Genomic DNA, 16,646 nt, shown 5'->3' with positions numbered 1-16,646 from the left:
TCACCGGCTAAAACGTGGAGTGAAACACCTGTCCGCAGGATGTCCGAAGCCTCTGACACCATGGTTCATGTGAGCTTCCCGTATAGCGCCCCAGTTTCGCAGACTCTCTTCGACCGTGCGGCGGCCGTGACGCCCGGCGGTGTGAACTCTCCCGTGCGCGCTTTCCGCGCTGTGGGCGGTACGCCCCGCTTCATGGTGTCCGGTACCGGTCCGTACCTGACGGATGCCGACGGCCGTGAGTACGTCGACCTCGTCTGCTCGTGGGGGCCGATGATCCTCGGCCACTCCCACCCCGATGTGATCGCCGCCGTCCAGGAGGCCGTCTCGCGCGGCACGTCCTTCGGTACGCCCGGCGAGGGCGAGGTCGCGCTCGCCGAGGAGATCGTCGCGCGCATCGCGCCCGTCGAGCAGGTGCGTCTGGTCTCCAGCGGCACCGAGGCGACGATGTCCGCGATCCGCCTGGCGCGCGGCTTCACCGGCCGCGCCAAGATCATCAAGTTCGCCGGGTGTTACCACGGTCACGTGGACGCGCTGCTCGCCGCGGCCGGCTCCGGTCTCGCCACGTTCGGCCTGCCGGACACCCCGGGCGTCACCGGCGCCCAGGCCGGCGACACGATCGTCGTCCCGTACAACGACCTCGATGCCGTGCGTGCCGCGTTCGCCGCGAACGCCGGTGAGATCGCCTGTGTCATCACGGAGGCGTCGCCGGGCAACATGGGCGTCGTCCCGCCGGGCGATGGCTTCAACCAGGGGCTCGCGGACCTGTGCAGGGAGAACGGCGCGCTGTACATCTCGGACGAGGTGATGACCGGCTTCCGTACGTCGAAGGCGGGCTGGTTCGGCGTCGACGGGGTGCGTCCCGATCTGATGACCTTCGGCAAGGTCATGGGCGGCGGCTTCCCGGCCGCCGCTTTCGGTGGCCGGGCCGACGTCATGGAGCACCTCGCCCCGGTCGGCCCCGTCTACCAGGCGGGCACCCTGTCGGGTAACCCGATCGCGACGGCCGCGGGCCTCGCCCAGCTGCGGCTCCTGGACGACGACGCGTACGACAAGGTCGATGTCGTCTCCGGGCAGTTGCGCGCTCTCGTCACGGACGCGCTCTCCAAGGAGGGCGTCGCGCACCGGCTGCAGAACGCGTCGAACATGTTCTCCGTCTTCTTCACCGACGGTGAGGTGCGCAATTACGACGACGCGAAGAAGCAGGAGTCGTTCCGCTTCACCGCGTTCTTCCACTCGATGCTGTCGCAGGGCGTGTATCTCCCGCCGTCGGCCTTCGAGTCCTGGTTCGTGTCCACCGCCCATGACGACCGGGCGATCGAGCGGATCGCCGCGGCCCTGCCGTCGGCGGCGCGCGCGGCAGCCGAAGCCACTGAGACCACCACGGAGGCCACCGCATGAGCGCGGGCAGCGAGCTCACAGTCGTCCATGTGATGCGCCACGGGGAGGTGGAGAACCCGGACGGGATCCTTTACGGGCGCCTTCCCGACTACCACCTCTCCGAGCTGGGGCGGCAGATGGCCGACCGGGTCGCCGAGCATCTCGCCCCGCGTGACATCACGCACGTGGTGGCGTCGCCGCTCGACCGCGCGCAGGAGACGGCGACGCCGATCGCCAAGGAGCACGGTCTTGAGCTGGCGACGGACGGGCGGCTCATCGAGGCGGGCAACGTCTTCGAGGGCAAGACCTTCGGCGTCGGCGACGGCGCGCTGAAGAACCCGGAGAACTGGAAGCACCTGGTCAACCCCTTCAAGCCGTCCTGGGGCGAGCCGTACGTCGAGCAGGTCGTGCGGATGATGGGCGCCCTGGACGCGGCGAAGGACGCGGCCCGTGGGCATGAAGCGGTGTGCGTCAGCCATCAGCTGCCGATCTGGATCGTGCGGAGCTTCGTGGAGAAGCGGCGCCTGTGGCACGACCCGCGCAAGCGGCAGTGCACGCTGGCCTCGCTGACGACGTTCACGTACCGCGGCGACAAGATCGTGTCCGTCGGGTACACGGAGCCCGCGCGGGATCTCGTTCCGGCGCATCTCCTCGCGGGCGCCAAGCCGGTGAAGGGGAAGGCCAAGGCGTTCGGCGCATAAGCGCTCCGCTGGTATTGCCGTCGATTGTCTGCGGCGGCGTCGTGGCTGGGTGCGCAGTTCCCCGCGCCCCTTCGGGGCGCCCACGCCAGGTAATCGGCTCGCGACTGTATGTCCGTTCTCGGTAAAAGGCACTCAATATGTGCCTACTTGTCGGAACCTCATTGTTCGTCGTGCCCTCTAACGGGGCGTCCATCGTGCATGGACGAAGGGCACGACGAATGGGGATGGAATGCGCGACATCAGTCGCAGGGGAATGATCGGCCTCGGCGTCGGGACCGCCGCCGCCGTGGGACTTGCGGGCTGCGGCACGGGCGGCGGCAGTCATTCGGGCGGTTCCGCGGACAAGGCAAAGGACGGCCGGGGTGGCGGAAAGCGCCCCGCGAAGCCGATCGGCGACGGCTCCACCTCGTACACGGGGAAGCAGCCGAACCAGCCGGGCAAGCCCGTCCCCCTGCAGCCGGGTGAGACGCCCCCGCAGTTCGTGATCTTCTCCTGGGACGGTGCGGGCGAGGTCGGCAACGGTCTCTTCCCGCGTTTCCTCAAGCTGGCCGAGGAACACGACGCACGGATGACGTTCTTCCTCTCGGGTCTTTATCTGCTGCCGGAATCGAAGAAGCGGATGTACAAGCCGCCGAACAACGCGGTCGGCGCCTCCGACATCGGCTATCTCACCGACGGTCACGTCAAGGAGACGCTGAAGTACGTACGCCAGGCATGGCTCGAGGGCCATGAGATCGGCACGCACTTCAACGGACACTTCTGCACGGGCAACGGCACGGTCGCCAACTGGACGCCCGCGCAATGGCAGAGCGAAATCGACCAGGCCACCTCCTTCGTGAAGGAATGGCGCACGAATACCGGCTGGACCGACCTGCCGTCGCTGCCTTTCGACTACGACAAGGAACTCGTCGGCGGGCGCACGCCCTGCCTCCTCGGCCAGGACAATCTGCTGCCGACGGCGAAGAAGCTCGGCTGGCGTTACGACGCCTCGTCGCCCGGCGGCCGCCAGCGCTGGCCCCAGAAGAAGATGGGCATCTGGGATCTGCCGCTGCAGGCGATGCCGTTCCCCGGGCACTCCTTCGAGGTCCTGTCCATGGACTACAACATCCTGGCCAACCAGTCGAACAACTCCACGAAGGCCCCGCCGGCCAACTACCCGGGCTGGCGCAAGCAGGCCACCGAGTCCTACATCGCCGGATTCAAGCGTGCCTACGAGTCCAACCGCGCCCCGTTCTTCATCGGCAACCACTTCGAGGAGTGGAACGGCGGCATCTACATGGACGCCGTCGAGGCGGCCCTGAAGCACATCGCGGGCAAGAAGGACGTACGCCTGGTCTCCTTCCGGCAGTTCGTCGACTGGCTCGACGTCCAGGACCCGAAGGTCCTCGCCGACCTGCAGGGCCTCGAAGTCGGCCAGGCGCCGACCGGTGGCTGGAAGGGACTCGGGAAGGCCGTCTGAAATGGGACTTTCCGCAACCCCGGGGGGTGCGGAAGATCCCCGAAACAGACATGCGAAACTTTTCACATGAGTGCCGCCTGCCGCGCCCCCCACAGCACGAACCGCAGCCGTAGCCGCAGCCGCGCCGCCCTCCTGGGCGCTGGGGCCGCGGTCGCCGCGCTGACCCTGTCGGCGTGCAGCTCCGGCGGCACGTCAGGCGGTTCCGGGAACACCAACTTCGTCACCGGCTCCGACGGCATCGCCACCGCGGGCAAGGGTGATCGCCAGGACGGCCCGAAGCTTGAGGGGGAGACCCTCACGGGCAAGCACCTCGACGTCGACGACTACAAGGGCAAGATCGTCGTCCTGAACGTCTGGGGCTCCTGGTGCTCGCCCTGCCGGGCCGAGGCGCCGAACTTCGCGAAGGTCTCGAAGGACCTCAAGGGCAAGGACGTGCAGTTCGTCGGGATCAACACCCGCGACCCGCAGAAGGACCCGGCGCTGGCGTTCGAGAAGGAGTGGAAGATCTCCTATCCGAGCCTGCACGATCCGATGGGCAAGCTGATGCTGCGCTTCCCCAAGGGCACGATGAACCCGAAGTTCATCCCCTCCACGATCATCCTCGACCGCGAGGGAAAGATCGCGGCCCGCTCGCAGCAGGCGCTCAACGAAGAGAAGCTGCGCAAGATGATCGACCCGCTGATCGCGGAGAAGTGATTTCCCCGTGATGTCCACTCTCGCCGCCGTCGGCGAAGCGAACCAGACCGTCATGAACGGAGCGCTTCTCGTCGCGCTGCCCGTCGCGGTCCTCGGCGGTCTCGTCTCCTTCTTCTCCCCGTGCGTACTCCCGCTGGTGCCGGGCTATCTGTCGTATGTCACCGGCGTCGGCGGCACCGACCTGGCCGAGGCCAAGCGCGGGCGGATGGCCGCGGGAGCCGGGCTCTTCGTGCTCGGCTTCACCGCCGTCTTCGTCTCCACCGGCGCGCTCTTCGGGTTCGTCGGGCAGAACCTGCAGGAATACCAGGACGTCATCACCAAGGTGCTCGGCGTGCTGATGATCGTCCTCGGCATCTTCTTCATGGGGCTCATGCCCTGGCTGTCGCAGCGGGAGTTCCGCTTCCACAAGAAGCCCGCCGCCGGACTCGCGGGCGCCCCGGTGCTCGGCGCACTGTTCGCCGTGGGCTGGGCGCCCTGCGTGGGGCCCACGCTGACGTCCGTCAACTCCCTGGCCCTCGACCAGGGGAGTGCGGGGCGCGGGGCCATACTGAGCGTCGCGTACTGCCTGGGGCTCGGGCTGCCGTTCATCCTCGCGGCCATCGCCTTCCGCAAGGCGCTCGGCGCGTTCAGCTGGGTCAAGAAGCACTACGTCTGGGTGATGCGCATCGGCGGCATCATGATGATCGCGACCGGGCTGCTGCTCGTCACCGGCGTCTGGGACACCATCGTGCAGCAGATGCAGGTCTGGTCCAACGGCTACACGGTGGGGATCTGATCCATGAGCAAGACCGAAGCCCCTGAAGAACAGAGCGACCTGGGTGCCGCGGGCTCTCAGCTGTCCACCGCCCCCGTCGACCGGGCGATGCCCGGCTCCTTCGGCGGCAAGCGCGCCCCGGGCGCCGCGGGCTGGCTCGTCTGGACCGGCAAGGAAGTCGTCGGCTGGACGCGGTGGATGTGGCGGCAGCTGACCTCGATGCGGGTCGCGCTGCTCCTGCTGCTCCTGCTCTCGCTCGGCGCGATCCCGGGCTCGCTGATCCCGCAGACCAGCATCGACGAGCTGAAGGTCCAGGACTTCAAGACCGCGCACACCACGCTCGCGCCGATCTACGAGAAGTTCCAGCTGTTCGACGTCTACAGCTCCGTGTGGTTCTCGGCGATCTACATCCTGCTCTTCATCTCCCTCATCGGCTGCATCGTGCCCCGCACCTGGCAGTTCGTCGGCCAGCTCCGCGGCCGGCCGCCGGGTGCGCCCAAACGGCTCGACCGGCTGCCCGCGTACACCACGTGGCGCACCGAGGCCGAGCCCGAGCAGGTCCACGACGCCGCGCTCGGGCTGCTCAAGGGCCGCCGCTTCCGCGCGGACCTCACGGCGGGCAAGGGCGGCGCGGGGGCGTCCGTCGCCGCGGAGAAGGGCTACCTGCGTGAGGCGGGCAACCTCTTCTTCCACATCTCGCTGATCGTGCTCCTGATCGCCTTCGCCGTCGGCGCCCTGTTCAAGTCCGAGGGCGGCAAGCTCATCGTCCAGGGCGACGGGTTCGCCAACACCCTCACCCAGTACGACAACTTCAAGTCCGGCAGCCTCTTCAACACCGACGACCTGGCGCCGTTCAGCTTCAAGCTGGACAGCTTCGAGTCGACGTTCGAGCGGAAGGGCCCCGAGAAGGGGACCGCCCGCACCTACCGGGCGAACGTCACCTACACCGAGGGCGTCGACGGTCCGGAGAAGAAGAAGTCGATCGAGGTCAACAAGCCGCTCGAGGTCGACGGCTCGAAGGTCTACCTGATCGGCCAGGGCTACGCGCCGACCGTCACCGTCCGGGACGGCAAGGGCAAGGTCGTCTCCAAGATGTCCGTGCCGCTGCTGCCCATCGACTCCAATGGCACGGCCACCGGCGCCATCAAGGTGCTCGACGGCTACCGCGACAAGAACGGCAAGAAGGAACAGCTCGGCTTCAACGCCTTCTTCGTGCCGACGTTCGCCGGCGAGGGCCAGGGCCAGATGTTCTCCCAGTTCCCCGCGCTGGACTACCCCGTGCTCGCGCTCTCCGCGTACCACGGAAGCCTCGGTGTGGACTCCGGTCTGCCGCAGAACGTCTATCAGCTGGACACCAGCAAGATGGAAAAGTTCAAGGACTCCAAGGGCGAGCTCCTCAAGCAGCGGATGCGGCCCGGCGAGACGATGAAGCTGCCCGGCGGTGCCGGCTCGATCACCTTCGAGAAGGACATCAAGCGCTGGGCGACCTTCCAGGTCTCCCAGCAGCCCGGCTCCATGTGGGCGCTCGTCGGGGCGGTCTCCGCCATCGTCGGCCTCGCCGGATCGCTGTTCATCCAGCGCCGCCGCGTGTGGGTGCGGGCCGTCCGTGGCGCCGACGGCGTCACCGTCGTCGAGATGGCCGGGCTCGGCCGCAGCGAGTCCGCCAAGTTGCCCGAAGAGCTGGGCGACCTCGCCGCGCACCTCTACGAGAAGGCGCCGAGCGCGTCCGAAACAGACCCCGCCGATCAAGCCGATCATGCCGTTCCCGCAGCTCAAGCAACTGCCGCGCATGGCGACTCCACCCCCCAAGATGTTCCTGCCGAAGGGGCTGAGAAGTGAATCTCGCCACCACCCTCGCCGCCGAACCGAACGAGAACCTCGCGCACATCAGCAATGTGCTGGTCTACTCCGCGATGGCCGTCTATCTCCTTGCCTTCTTCGCGCACATGGCGGAGTGGATCCTCGGCAGCCGCAGCAAGGTCGGCCGCACGGCCGCCGCGCTGACCCCCCGGACCGAGGCCGCCGCCAAGGCGCCCGCCGTCACCGTCAAGGCCAAGAACGGCACCGGCACCGCGGTTCTCGACCGCCCCGCGTCGGCCCCCAAGGTCGTCACCCGCTCCGTCACCGGCACGCGCGACGTGCCGGACGGCCCCGGCGCCTCGGGCGGTGACGAGAAGGGGGACCTCTACGGCCGTATCGCCGTGTCCCTCACCGTGCTCGCGTTCCTCGTCGAGGCCGGTGGTGTGCTCACCCGCGCGCTGTCGGTGCAGCGGGCGCCGTGGGGCAACATGTACGAATTCAACCTGACGTTCTCCACCATGGCCGTCGGGGTGTACCTCGTGCTCATGGCGCTGAAGAAGAACGTCGGCTGGCTCGGCCTTCCGCTGGTCACCACGGTCCTCCTCGATCTCGGTCTCGCCGTCACTGTCTTGTACACCGCCAGTGACCAGTTGGTTCCCGCCCTTCACTCGTACTGGCTGTGGATCCACGTCTCCACCGCGATCTTCTGCGGGGCGACGTTCTACCTGGCCGGCGTCGCGACGATCCTCTACCTCTTCCGCGACTCCTACGAGAACAAGCTGGCCGCGGGCGGCAAGCCCGGCCGCTTCGCCTCCTCCGTCCTGGAGCGCCTGCCCGCCGCGGCCACCCTCGACAAGTTCTCGTACCGCGTGAACGCCGCCGTCTTCCCGCTGTGGACGTTCACGATCATCGCGGGCGCGATCTGGGCGGGCGACGCATGGGGCCGCTACTGGGGCTGGGACCCCAAGGAGGTCTGGTCCTTCATCACCTGGGTCGCCTACGCCTGCTACCTCCACGCCCGCGCGACGGCAGGCTGGAAGGGCCGCAAGGCCGCCTACCTGGCCCTGATCGCCTTCGGCTGCTGGCTGTTCAACTACTACGGCGTGAACATCTTCGTCACCGGCAAGCACTCGTACGCCGGGGTCTGACCCGCAGCGCCCGTAAGCACCCGCCGGGAGTGCGGAGTGGTCCGTGTCGGGTGAGGGTTGTGGCATGACCGCGTTGATCGGGCAGGGTACGAGCTGGACGGACGGCTCCACGCAGCATCTCCGTTACGCACTTCACCTTCCCCACCCTGTGGAAAAGGTCTGGGCGGCGGCGGCCACCCCGGAGGGGCTTCCGGGGTGGCTGGCCGCCGCCGACGTGTTCGAGCCGAGGCTCGGCGGAGCCGTCACGCTGCGGTGGCTCAACGGCGACGAGTCGGCCTCCCACTCCGGGCACATCACGGAGTGGGACCCGGAGCGGGTCGCCGAGTACACGATCGACCTGCACGGGCGGTGCCGCTTCCACCTGGAGGCGGCCGACGGGAAGACCGGCACCACCCTCCGCTTCACCAACGAGTTCGACGGCGACGACGCGCTGCGACTCGACTGCCTCGCCGGCTGGCACAACCACTTCGAGTTCCTCGTCGATGCCCTCGACGGGCGGCCCAAGGACTGGTCGACGTGGAGCCTGGAACCGTGGCGGGAACTGCGCGAGACGTACCGGAAGCAGTGACCGGACGGCCGGGCGCGAGTCAGCTGTAGTCAGGCTGCGGTGACCCTCAGAAGCAGCTTTCCCGTGCTCGTGCGGTTGCCCATCAGGCGGTGTGCCCCGGCGGCATCGGCCAGCGGGAACTCCGCCGTCACCGGCAGCGTCACCGTCCCGTCGGCCACCTTCGCGTAGGCCCGTGCGGCGATCTCGCGCAGGGACTGCGGCGCCGACGCGGCGAGCGACAGGATCGAGAAGCCGAAGACGCCGAGGCCCGCCGGGTACAGCTCGGGCTGGCCCACCCGCCACGGCTCGGCCGAGCTCGCGTTGCCGAAGGAGACGAGCCGCCCGAAGACGGCGAGCGCGTCGAGGCCCCCGCGCAAGGCGTCGCCGCCGACCGGGTCGAGAGCGAGGTCGACGCCGCGTCCGCCGGTGGCGGCACGGACCTCGGCGGCGAAGCCGTCGCCGGAGTCCCCGACGAACACCTCGTCGTATCCGTGTTCCAGGGCGTACTTCGCCTTGGCCCCGCTCGACACGACGCCGTACACCGCGCCCGCGCCCGCCGCCTTGGCCAACTGGCCCACCACCGTGCCGACCCCGCCCGCCGCGCCCTGCACGAGGACGCTCTCGCCCGCGCGCAGCCTGCCCACCTCGTGGAGCAGGGCGTGCGCGGTGGGCAGGACCGTGGGCAGGGTGGCCGCCGTGCGCAGGTCCACGCCGTCCGGCAGGGGGAACACCGTCGCCGCCGCGGCGACCACGACCTCCGCGTACGCGCCGCCCTCGGTGAGCGCGACGACCTCCTGTCCGGCCGTGAACCCCTCGACGCCCGCGCCGACTTCCCGGACGCGCCCGGAGACCTCAAGGCCGGGTACGTAGGGGAGCGAGGGCACGCGGTAGCCCTCGGAGCGGGCCTTCAGGTCGGCGAAGTTCACGCCGGTGTACGCGACGTCGATGCTGATCTGGCCCGCCGCGGGCGCGGGGACGGGAGCCTCCGTCACCGTGAGGACCTCGGGGCCGCCGTACTCCTGGAACTGGATCGCGCGCATGGTGGGCATGGCTGTGCACCCTTCGAGTGGCCAGACAGGTGTCCGATGGAGTGTTCAACAGAAAGCGAACACTCAGGAGTGTATGGTTTTCATCGAACACTCGGCAAGGGTCGAGCGGAAACCCGGCAAGGGCCGAGGTGAAGGGAGTCCGGTCGTGGCGAACACGCACCACCGCGCGGCGCCGGTGCACGTCCATCCCGACGAGGTGTCCGTGCTGGCCGCGCTCACCGCGCTCGGCGACCCCGTACGCCTGGAACTGGTACGGGAGTTGGCCTCGTCCCCCGACTGGGCCCGCAGCTGCGGCAGCTTCGACGTGCCCGTCGGCAAGGCCGCGCTGAGCCATCACTTCGGGGTACTGCGGGGAGCGGGGCTCGTCGAGCAGCGGGACGAGGGGCCCAAGCGGGTCAACCGGCTGCGCCGGGAGGAGTTCGAGGCGCGCTTCCCCGGACTGCTCGCCCTGGTCCTGCGGCCGGACCGGCCGGACTCCTCGGCAGCCGGGCAGGCCGGGCAGGCCGGCTAGTCGAGGCCGATGTCCTCGTGCCACAGCTCCGGCCGTGCCGCGACGAAGTCCCGCATCATCGTCGCGCACGCCGGATCGTCGAGGATCACGACCTCCACGCCGTGCTCCGCCAGCCAGTCGTGTCCGCCCTGGAACGTCCGCGCCTCGCCGACGACCACCCGCGAGATCCCGAACTGCCGCACCAGGCCGCTGCAGTACCAGCACGGGGAGAGCGTCGTGACCATCGTCGTCCCGCGGTACGTGCGCTGCCGTCCCGCGGCCCGGAACGCCGATGTCTCCGCGTGCAGGGACGGATCACCCTCCTGGACGCGGCGGTTGCGCCCGCGCCCCCACAGGGCCCCGTCCGTTCCGTACAGCGCGGCGCCGACCGGAACGCCGCCCTCCGCGAGGCTCAGCCGTGCTTCGTCGACGGCGGTCGCGAGCCATGCGCGGGCCTGTGCCTGATCCACCGGTGTCTGATCCATCCGAGCACCTTTCGTCAGGGGCCATCGTCCCCGCCGATGAGCCCATCGGCAGGACGCCCCACTGGCTCGTGGACCAGCGCATACGCCCGCTCGTAGCTTCATGGGCATGACCTCAGAGAACAAGGGCACGGCCCAGCTCACCGCCGCGATGGTGCTCTCCGGCACCCTCGGGATCTTCGTCGTCGAGTCAGGCGCCTCGGCCTTCAACGTGGTGTTCTTCCGCGTACTCTTCGGTGCCCTCGCCCTGGGGGCCTACGCCTTCGTCCGCGGCTACTTCCGCGACCACGGCCTCACCCCCAAGAAGCTCGGACTCGCCGCGCTCGGCGGCGCGTTCATCGTCTTCAACTGGGTGTTCCTCTTCAAGGCGTACGAGGCGACCTCGATCTCCCTGGCCACCGTCGTCTACCACACGCAGCCGTTCCTGCTCGTGCTGCTCAGCGCGGTCATCTTCCGCGAACGCCTGACCAGGCATCAACTCCTGTGGCTCGGCACCGCGTTCGCCGGGCTCGTCCTGGTCTCCGGTGTACGGCCCGGTGACCTCGGCTCGCTCACCGGCATCGGCCTCGCACTCGTCGCCGCGCTGCTCTACGGCCTCTCCACGCTCGTCACCAAGCGCATCACCGGCGTACGCCCACATCTCATCGCCCTCGTCCAGGTCCTCGTCGGCATCCCGCTGCTGCTGCCCTTCGCGAACTTCGGTGCGATGAGCGGAACGGGCGCCGGCTGGGGCTGGCTCGTCGGGCTCGGCGTCATCCACACCGGCCTGATGTACGTCCTGATGTACGCGGCGTACGCGAAGCTGCCCACCGCCAAGATCGCCGTACTCGCCTTCACCTATCCGGCGGTCGCGATGGTCGCCGACTGGGCCGTCTACGGGCACCACATCGGCTTCGTCCAGGCGCTCGGCGTGCCGCTGATCGTCCTCGCGAGCCTGAAGGTCAACCGCGCCAAGTCACAGAGGACCGTGGCTACTTCGACGCCTCCGCTGCCTGCTCCCGCACCAGCCGCACAGACTGCTCGATGAAGAGCCGCACATGGGCCGCGAGCCGCTTGCCCGACCGCCACGCGAGCTGCGTGTGCAGGATGAACGGTGGCTCCCACGGCAGCGCGACGAGCACCCCCGAGGCCAGCTCCTCGCGCACCGCCATCCGCGGAAGCAGCGCCACCCCGAGGCCACCGGCGACACCCCGCTTGGTGGCCTCGATCGTGCCGAACTCCATGAAGGGCGGCGGGGTGCCGTTCCGCACCCGCAGCTCCTCCTCGAACAGATCCCGGTAGGGGCAGCCCGGCTCCGTACCGACCAGCTGCACCGACGCCAGATCGCCCGTGGCGAGCGAGTCCGCCCCGTGCGCGGCGGCCAGCGGATGCGTCGGCGCGCAGACAAGGACCAGCGGCTCCTCGGCGAGGACCTCGGTCTCCAGGCCCGCGTGCTCGGTCTCCCGCTCCATCAGGAACCCGACGTCGTACGCCCCCTGCCGCAGCGCGTGGCGGGTCTCGTCGCCCAGGGTGGGGCGCAGGGAGAGCTGCACCTTCGGGTAGCGGTGGTGGAAGAGTTCGAGCAGCGGGGGCAGGCGGTAGGAGGTCAGCGATTCCATCGTGCCGACCGCGATGGCGCCGCTCGGCTCCCCGGCACCGACGACCGCGGAACGTGCCTCGTCCGTCAGCTCGATGATCTGCCGGGCGTAGGGGAGCAGGCGCTCACCGGCCTCCGTCAGGCGGATGCGGCTGCCGAGCCGGTCGAAGAGTTCGGTGCCGAGCGAGGACTCCAGGGAGCGGACCTGGCTGGTGACGCTGGACTGGGCGTACTTCAGCTCGGCCGCGGCCTGAGTGAAGCTGAGTACGGACGCGACCTTTTCGAACGTGACGAGCAGCCGCAGTTCCATCATCAGCTCTCCGTGCCCTTGTCCCGCTTCTTGTCGTCGGGGTCCTCGTCCCTGAGGGACTTCAGGAACTCCGGGTTGTCGTCCGGCGCCACCCACTGCCCGCCGCGCACGCCGCGCGGACCGCCTCCGGCGGGAGCGTGGCGCACCTTGCCCGTGACGAACCAGGCGATCGGACCGAGCAGAACCTCGCCGAAGAGCAGCACGATGATGACCCAGACCACCTTCGGCAGATGCCTGATCTCCTTCTCCGGAGTGTTCAGGACATCGATGAAGGCATAGATCCACACGGCCAGGACCAGCAGGAACGGCAGATACCTGAGCATGGTGGCGCGATTCCCCAAAGGACGAAGGGAGGGCGGCGTGCGAACCCCGGTGACCCGGCCAGGGTAGCCCGTGACCGATACTGGAACGCATGGCTTATGACGATCTTCGCTCCCTGCTCCGTGCACTGGAGCGCGAGGGCGATCTCAAGCGCATCAAGGCCGAGGTCGATCCGTATCTGGAGGTCGGCGAGATCACCGACCGGGTGCAGAAGTCCGGCGGCCCCGCGCTCCTCTTCGAGAACGTCAAGGGCTCGGCGATGCCCCTCGCGATGAACGTGTACGGGACGGACCGGCGCCTCCTGAAGGCGCTCGGCCTGAAGTCGTACAGCCAGATCAGCGAGAAGATCGGCGGCCTCCTCAAGCCGGAGCTGCCGCACGGCTTCGTCGGCGTGCGCGAGGCCTTCGGGAAGCTCGGCGCGATGACGCACGTACCGCCGAAGAAGGTGAAGTCCGACAACGCGCCCGTGCAGGAGGTCGTCCTCACCGGCGACGACGTCGACCTGGAGAAGCTGCCCGCGCTCTTCACCTGGCCCGAGGACGGCGGCTCCTTCTTCAACCTGGGCCTGACCCACACCAAGGACCCGGACACCGGCGTCCGCAACCTCGGCCTGTACCGCCTCCAGCGCCACGACAAGCGCACCATCGGCATGCACTGGCAGATCCACAAGGACAGCCGCAACCACTACCAGGTGGCCGCCCGCAGGGGCGAGAAGCTGCCGGTCGCGATCGCCTTCGGCTGTCCGCCCGCCGTGACGTACGCGTCGACCGCGCCGCTGCCCGGCGACATGGACGAGTACATGCTGGCCGGGTTCATCCAGGGCAAGCGCGTCGAGATGGTCGACTGCAAGACGGTCCCGCTCCAGGTCCCGGCGCACGCCGAGGTCGTCATCGAGGGCTGGCTGGAGCCGGGCGAGATGCTCCCGGAGGGCCCCTTCGGCGACCACACCGGTTTCTACACGCCGCAGGAGCCGTTCCCCGCCCTGAAGATCGACTGCGTGACGATGCGGAAGCGTCCGCTGCTCCAGTCGATCGTGGTCGGCCGCCCGCCGACGGAGGACGGCCCCCTCGGCCGCGCCACCGAGCGCTTCTTCCTGCCCCTGCTCAAGGTGATCGTCCCGGACATCGTGGACTACCACCTGCCGGAGTCCGGCGGCTTCCACAACTGCGCGATCGTCTCGATCGACAAGAAGTATCCGAAGCACGCGCAGAAGGTCATGCACGCCATCTGGGGCGCCCACATGATGTCGCTGACCAAACTGATCGTGGTCGTGGACAAGGATTGCGACGTCCACGATCTGCACGAAGTGTCCTGGCGCGCGCTCGGCAACACCGACTACGCGCGCGACCTGACGGTGGCCGAAGGTCCCGTCGACCACCTCGACCATGCCTCCTACCAGCAGTTCTGGGGCGGCAAGGCGGGCATCGACGCGACGAAGAAGCTGCCCGAAGAGGGATACACCCGGGACGGGGGCTGGCCGAACATGGTCGAGTCCGACCCGGAGACGGCGTCGAAGGTCGACCGCCGCTGGAAGGAGTACGGGCTCTAAAGATGAGTGCTGATTCAGCGACTCCGGAACTCTTCGGGCCCGAGCCCGCCCCGCCCGGCAAGGTCAAGGCGTTCCTGCGCCTCGTCATGATCGAGCACTCGGTGTTCGCCCTGCCCTTCGCCTACATCGCCGCGCTGACCGCGATGTTCCAGCTGGACGAGAACATCCACTGGGGGCGGCTGCTCCTGGTCACCATCTGCATGGTGGGCCTGCGCACGTTCGCCATGGCCGCCAACCGCATCATCGACCGGGAGATCGACGCCCGTAACCCGAGGACCGCCCACCGCGAGCTCGTCACGGGCGCGGTCTCGGTGAAGTCCGCCTGGACCGGCGCGCTCATCGCGCTCGTCGTGTTCCTCGGCTCGGCCGCCCTGCTCAACCCGCTCTGCCTGGCGCTGGCGCCCATCGCGGTGATCCCGATGGTCGTCTATCCCTACGGCAAGCGGTTCACGAACTTCCCGCAGGCGATCCTCGGCATCGCCCAGGCCATGGGCCCGGTCGGCGCCTGGATCGCCGTCACCGGCGAGTGGTCGGGGCAGGCCGTCATCCTCGGGCTCGCGGTCGGCGTCTGGATCGGCGGCTTCGACCTGATCTACGCCTGCCAGGACGTGGAGACGGACCGCGAGGTCGGCGTGCTCTCGGTGCCCGCCCGCTTCGGCATCCCCGCCGCGATCCGGGGCGCGCGCGGCTGCCATCTGGTGACCACGCTGCTGCTCGTCTGGTACGCGGCGTCCACCGGCGCGGGCGTCTTCTTCTGGCTCGGCCTCGCGGTCGTCGCCGGCGCGTTCGTCTACGAGCACTCCATCGTGAAGCCGCACGACCTCACGCGCCTCAACCGGGCCTTCTTCCAGGTCAACGGCTTCATCGGCATCGCGCTGTTCGTCTGCGCCCTCCTCGACCTGCTGGTGCGCGGACTGACCGTCTAGGCTCACAGCGTGAAGCCAGGAGATACGCAGCGTAAGCCTTGGATCGTGGGGGTGTCGGGGGCCTCGGGTACTCCGTACGCCACCGCCGTGCTGCGGGCGCTGCTCGCGGCGGGGGAGAGCGTCGACCTGGTGGTCTCGCGGGCCTCACGCCTGACGATCCTCGACGAGACGGGCATCTCCTTCCGGGACGCGCACTGGCAGGAGGACCTGCGGGAGTGGCTCGGGCGGGGTGCCGACGGCAAGCCGGCGGCCTTCGACGTGCCGGTGGACGACGTGCGGTACTGGGCGGCCGGGGATCTGGCCGCCGGTCCTTCGTCGGGGTCGTACGCGACCAAGGGGATGCTGATCGTGCCCGCGTCCACGGCGTGCGTGGCCGGGGTGGCGCTGGGGCTCTCGAAGGATCTGCTGCAGCGGTCGGCGAGCGTGACGCTCAAGGAAGGCCGGAAGCTGGTCGTCTGCGTACGCGAGACACCGCTCAACGGACAGACGCTGAAGCACTTGGTGACGCTGGACGAGGCGGGCGCGATCGTGCTGCCCGCCTCTCCGGCGTTCTACGCGGGGGCGACGCACATCCAGGATCTGGTGGACTTCGTCGCCGGGCGGACGCTCGACGCGGCGGAAGTGCCGCATCGGCTGTACCGCCGCTGGAAGGGAGAGCTCGGTGGAGGCTCTGCCCCTTCGGGGGGTTAGCGCTTCTTGGCGGCGCGCTTCGTGCGGCGCTCGGCCTGGTGCGCGGTGGTCTGGTGGGCACGCGAGCGGTTGGCCAGGTCCTGCAGCTCGCGCATCCGGGCGTAGGCCATCTCGATCGAGTACACGGGGTGTCTCACTCCTGAGGTGTCGTTTGAAACGCAGTGTGGTTTGAAGAATCGACGCCAAGTGGCGGAGATTCCGAAAGATTCACAGGGCTTGGACCCTGTTGCACCTTAGATTCTACACATAGACTCGCGGTATCGCTGAATAATGAAAGGCATCGCACCTATGGACGCCGTGGACAGGCAGCTCATCCAGGCCCTGCGCGAGAACGGCAGGGCCTCGTACGCCGAACTCGGCCGGCTCGTCGGCCTCTCGGGACCGAGCGTCACGGACCGGATCAACCGCCTCGAAGCGGCGGGTGTCATCACCGGCTACCGCGCGACCGTGGACTCCGCCTCGCTCGGCCTGGGCGTGATCGCCCTCATCGGCATCTCCCTCTCGGACGCCGCCGACCACGAGGACGTGGCGCGGCGCCTCAAGGACCTGCACGAGATCGAGGACTGCTGGTTCATCGCGGGCGACGACTCGTACATGCTCAAGATCCGGGCCACCGACGTGGACGGCCTGGAGAAGACGATCCGCAGGCTGAGCGGCACGAAGGGCGTCTCCAGGACGCGTACGACGATCGTGCTCTCCACGAAGTGGGAGAACCGCGTCGGGGAGCTGCCCGAGGAGTCGCAGGGGTAGAGGCGTACCGTTGGCGAGGCT

19 protein-coding genes are annotated in these 16,646 nt (G+C 68.8%); 14 read left to right on the top strand and 5 right to left on the bottom strand.

Annotation, left to right across the window (positions count from 1 at the left end):
- Nucleotides 1-60 precede the first annotated feature (60 nt).
- The 8 genes from hemL (at nucleotide 61) to OG302_RS19025 (ending at nucleotide 8,503) form a co-directional block, all read left to right on the top strand.
- Nucleotides 61-1,398 (top strand): glutamate-1-semialdehyde 2,1-aminomutase, encoded by a 1,338-nt coding sequence (gene hemL, locus OG302_RS19060; protein WP_371527881.1) that lies wholly within the window; start codon nucleotides 61-63, stop codon nucleotides 1,396-1,398.
- A complete protein-coding gene (locus OG302_RS19055; RefSeq protein ID WP_361844454.1) occupies nucleotides 1,395-2,078 on the top strand; it encodes a histidine phosphatase family protein in 684 nt (227 codons plus the stop codon). The genes hemL and OG302_RS19055 overlap by 4 nt, the downstream gene beginning before the upstream one ends.
- A gap of 229 nt (nucleotides 2,079-2,307) precedes the next feature.
- On the top strand, nucleotides 2,308-3,537 hold the full coding sequence (locus OG302_RS19050; RefSeq protein ID WP_371527880.1) for a hypothetical protein: 1,230 nt from the start codon (nucleotides 2,308-2,310) through the stop codon (nucleotides 3,535-3,537).
- A gap of 66 nt (nucleotides 3,538-3,603) precedes the next feature.
- Complete coding sequence (locus OG302_RS19045; protein WP_361844459.1) at nucleotides 3,604-4,233, top strand: TlpA disulfide reductase family protein; 630 nt, start codon at nucleotides 3,604-3,606, stop codon at nucleotides 4,231-4,233.
- A gap of 10 nt (nucleotides 4,234-4,243) precedes the next feature.
- A complete protein-coding gene (locus OG302_RS19040; RefSeq protein WP_361844518.1) occupies nucleotides 4,244-5,008 on the top strand; it encodes a cytochrome c biogenesis protein CcdA in 765 nt (254 codons plus the stop codon).
- A gap of 3 nt (nucleotides 5,009-5,011) precedes the next feature.
- Nucleotides 5,012-6,826, top strand: a complete 1,815-nt coding sequence (locus OG302_RS19035; RefSeq protein ID WP_371527879.1) for a cytochrome c biogenesis protein ResB — start codon at nucleotides 5,012-5,014, stop codon at nucleotides 6,824-6,826.
- Nucleotides 6,823-7,935: a c-type cytochrome biogenesis protein CcsB gene (ccsB, locus tag OG302_RS19030; RefSeq protein ID WP_371527878.1), complete on the top strand. Its 1,113-nt coding sequence runs from the start codon at nucleotides 6,823-6,825 to the stop codon at nucleotides 7,933-7,935. Before OG302_RS19035 ends, ccsB begins: the two co-directional genes overlap by 4 nt.
- Nucleotides 7,936-7,999: 64 nt before the next feature.
- Complete coding sequence (locus OG302_RS19025; RefSeq protein ID WP_371527877.1) at nucleotides 8,000-8,503, top strand: SRPBCC domain-containing protein; 504 nt, start codon at nucleotides 8,000-8,002, stop codon at nucleotides 8,501-8,503.
- A gap of 29 nt (nucleotides 8,504-8,532) precedes the next feature.
- On the opposite strand, the gene OG302_RS19020 is transcribed toward OG302_RS19025, so the two are convergent.
- Nucleotides 8,533-9,522 (bottom strand): zinc-binding alcohol dehydrogenase family protein, encoded by a 990-nt coding sequence (locus OG302_RS19020; protein WP_371750164.1) that lies wholly within the window; start codon nucleotides 9,520-9,522, stop codon nucleotides 8,533-8,535.
- Between the two features lie 154 nt (nucleotides 9,523-9,676).
- Here OG302_RS19020 and OG302_RS19015 point away from each other — a divergent pair, with 154 nt between their 5' ends.
- Nucleotides 9,677-10,042 (top strand): ArsR/SmtB family transcription factor, encoded by a 366-nt coding sequence (locus tag OG302_RS19015; protein WP_371527876.1) that lies wholly within the window; start codon nucleotides 9,677-9,679, stop codon nucleotides 10,040-10,042.
- On the opposite strand, the gene OG302_RS19010 is transcribed toward OG302_RS19015, so the two are convergent.
- Complete coding sequence (locus OG302_RS19010) at nucleotides 10,039-10,506, bottom strand: nucleoside deaminase (protein ID WP_371527875.1); 468 nt, start codon at nucleotides 10,504-10,506, stop codon at nucleotides 10,039-10,041. The two genes, OG302_RS19015 and OG302_RS19010, sit on opposite strands and share 4 nt — an antisense overlap.
- A 106-nt stretch (nucleotides 10,507-10,612) precedes the next feature.
- Here OG302_RS19010 and OG302_RS19005 point away from each other — a divergent pair, with 106 nt between their 5' ends.
- Nucleotides 10,613-11,530 (top strand): DMT family transporter, encoded by a 918-nt coding sequence (locus OG302_RS19005; protein WP_371527874.1) that lies wholly within the window; start codon nucleotides 10,613-10,615, stop codon nucleotides 11,528-11,530.
- Here the strand turns inward: OG302_RS19005 and OG302_RS19000 are convergent.
- Entirely contained in the window at nucleotides 11,475-12,389 is a 915-nt protein-coding gene (locus OG302_RS19000; protein ID WP_371750163.1) for a LysR family transcriptional regulator, read from the bottom strand. The genes OG302_RS19005 and OG302_RS19000 overlap by 56 nt on opposite strands.
- A 2-nt stretch (nucleotides 12,390-12,391) precedes the next feature.
- Entirely contained in the window at nucleotides 12,392-12,712 is a 321-nt protein-coding gene (locus tag OG302_RS18995; protein ID WP_371527873.1) for a PLD nuclease N-terminal domain-containing protein, read from the bottom strand.
- Between the two features lie 89 nt (nucleotides 12,713-12,801).
- Between OG302_RS18995 and OG302_RS18990 the strand changes: the two genes are divergently transcribed.
- Genes OG302_RS18990 through OG302_RS18980 form a run of 3 tightly spaced genes read left to right on the top strand, consistent with a single transcriptional unit; the run spans nucleotide 12,802 to nucleotide 15,875 of the window.
- On the top strand, nucleotides 12,802-14,259 hold the full coding sequence (locus tag OG302_RS18990; RefSeq protein WP_371527872.1) for a menaquinone biosynthesis decarboxylase: 1,458 nt from the start codon (nucleotides 12,802-12,804) through the stop codon (nucleotides 14,257-14,259).
- 2 nt (nucleotides 14,260-14,261) lie between these two features.
- Nucleotides 14,262-15,185, top strand: a complete 924-nt coding sequence (mqnP, locus tag OG302_RS18985) for a menaquinone biosynthesis prenyltransferase MqnP (protein ID WP_371527871.1) — start codon at nucleotides 14,262-14,264, stop codon at nucleotides 15,183-15,185.
- Nucleotides 15,186-15,194: 9 nt separating this feature from the next.
- Nucleotides 15,195-15,875: a UbiX family flavin prenyltransferase gene (locus OG302_RS18980; protein ID WP_371527870.1), complete on the top strand. Its 681-nt coding sequence runs from the start codon at nucleotides 15,195-15,197 to the stop codon at nucleotides 15,873-15,875.
- Here the strand turns inward: OG302_RS18980 and OG302_RS18975 are convergent.
- Nucleotides 15,872-16,000, bottom strand: a complete 129-nt coding sequence (locus OG302_RS18975; RefSeq protein WP_371527869.1) for a hypothetical protein — start codon at nucleotides 15,998-16,000, stop codon at nucleotides 15,872-15,874. The two genes, OG302_RS18980 and OG302_RS18975, sit on opposite strands and share 4 nt — an antisense overlap.
- 163 nt (nucleotides 16,001-16,163) lie before the next feature.
- Between OG302_RS18975 and OG302_RS18970 the strand changes: the two genes are divergently transcribed.
- Nucleotides 16,164-16,625: an Lrp/AsnC family transcriptional regulator gene (locus OG302_RS18970; protein ID WP_361844486.1), complete on the top strand. Its 462-nt coding sequence runs from the start codon at nucleotides 16,164-16,166 to the stop codon at nucleotides 16,623-16,625.
- Nucleotides 16,626-16,646 lie beyond the last annotated feature (21 nt).

Origin of the sequence: Streptomyces sp. NBC_01283 (assembly GCF_041435335.1) — a bacterium.
Taxonomy (GTDB): Bacteria; Actinomycetota; Actinomycetes; order Streptomycetales; family Streptomycetaceae; genus Streptomyces.
This window is presented reverse-complemented; position numbering and strand designations above follow the sequence as displayed.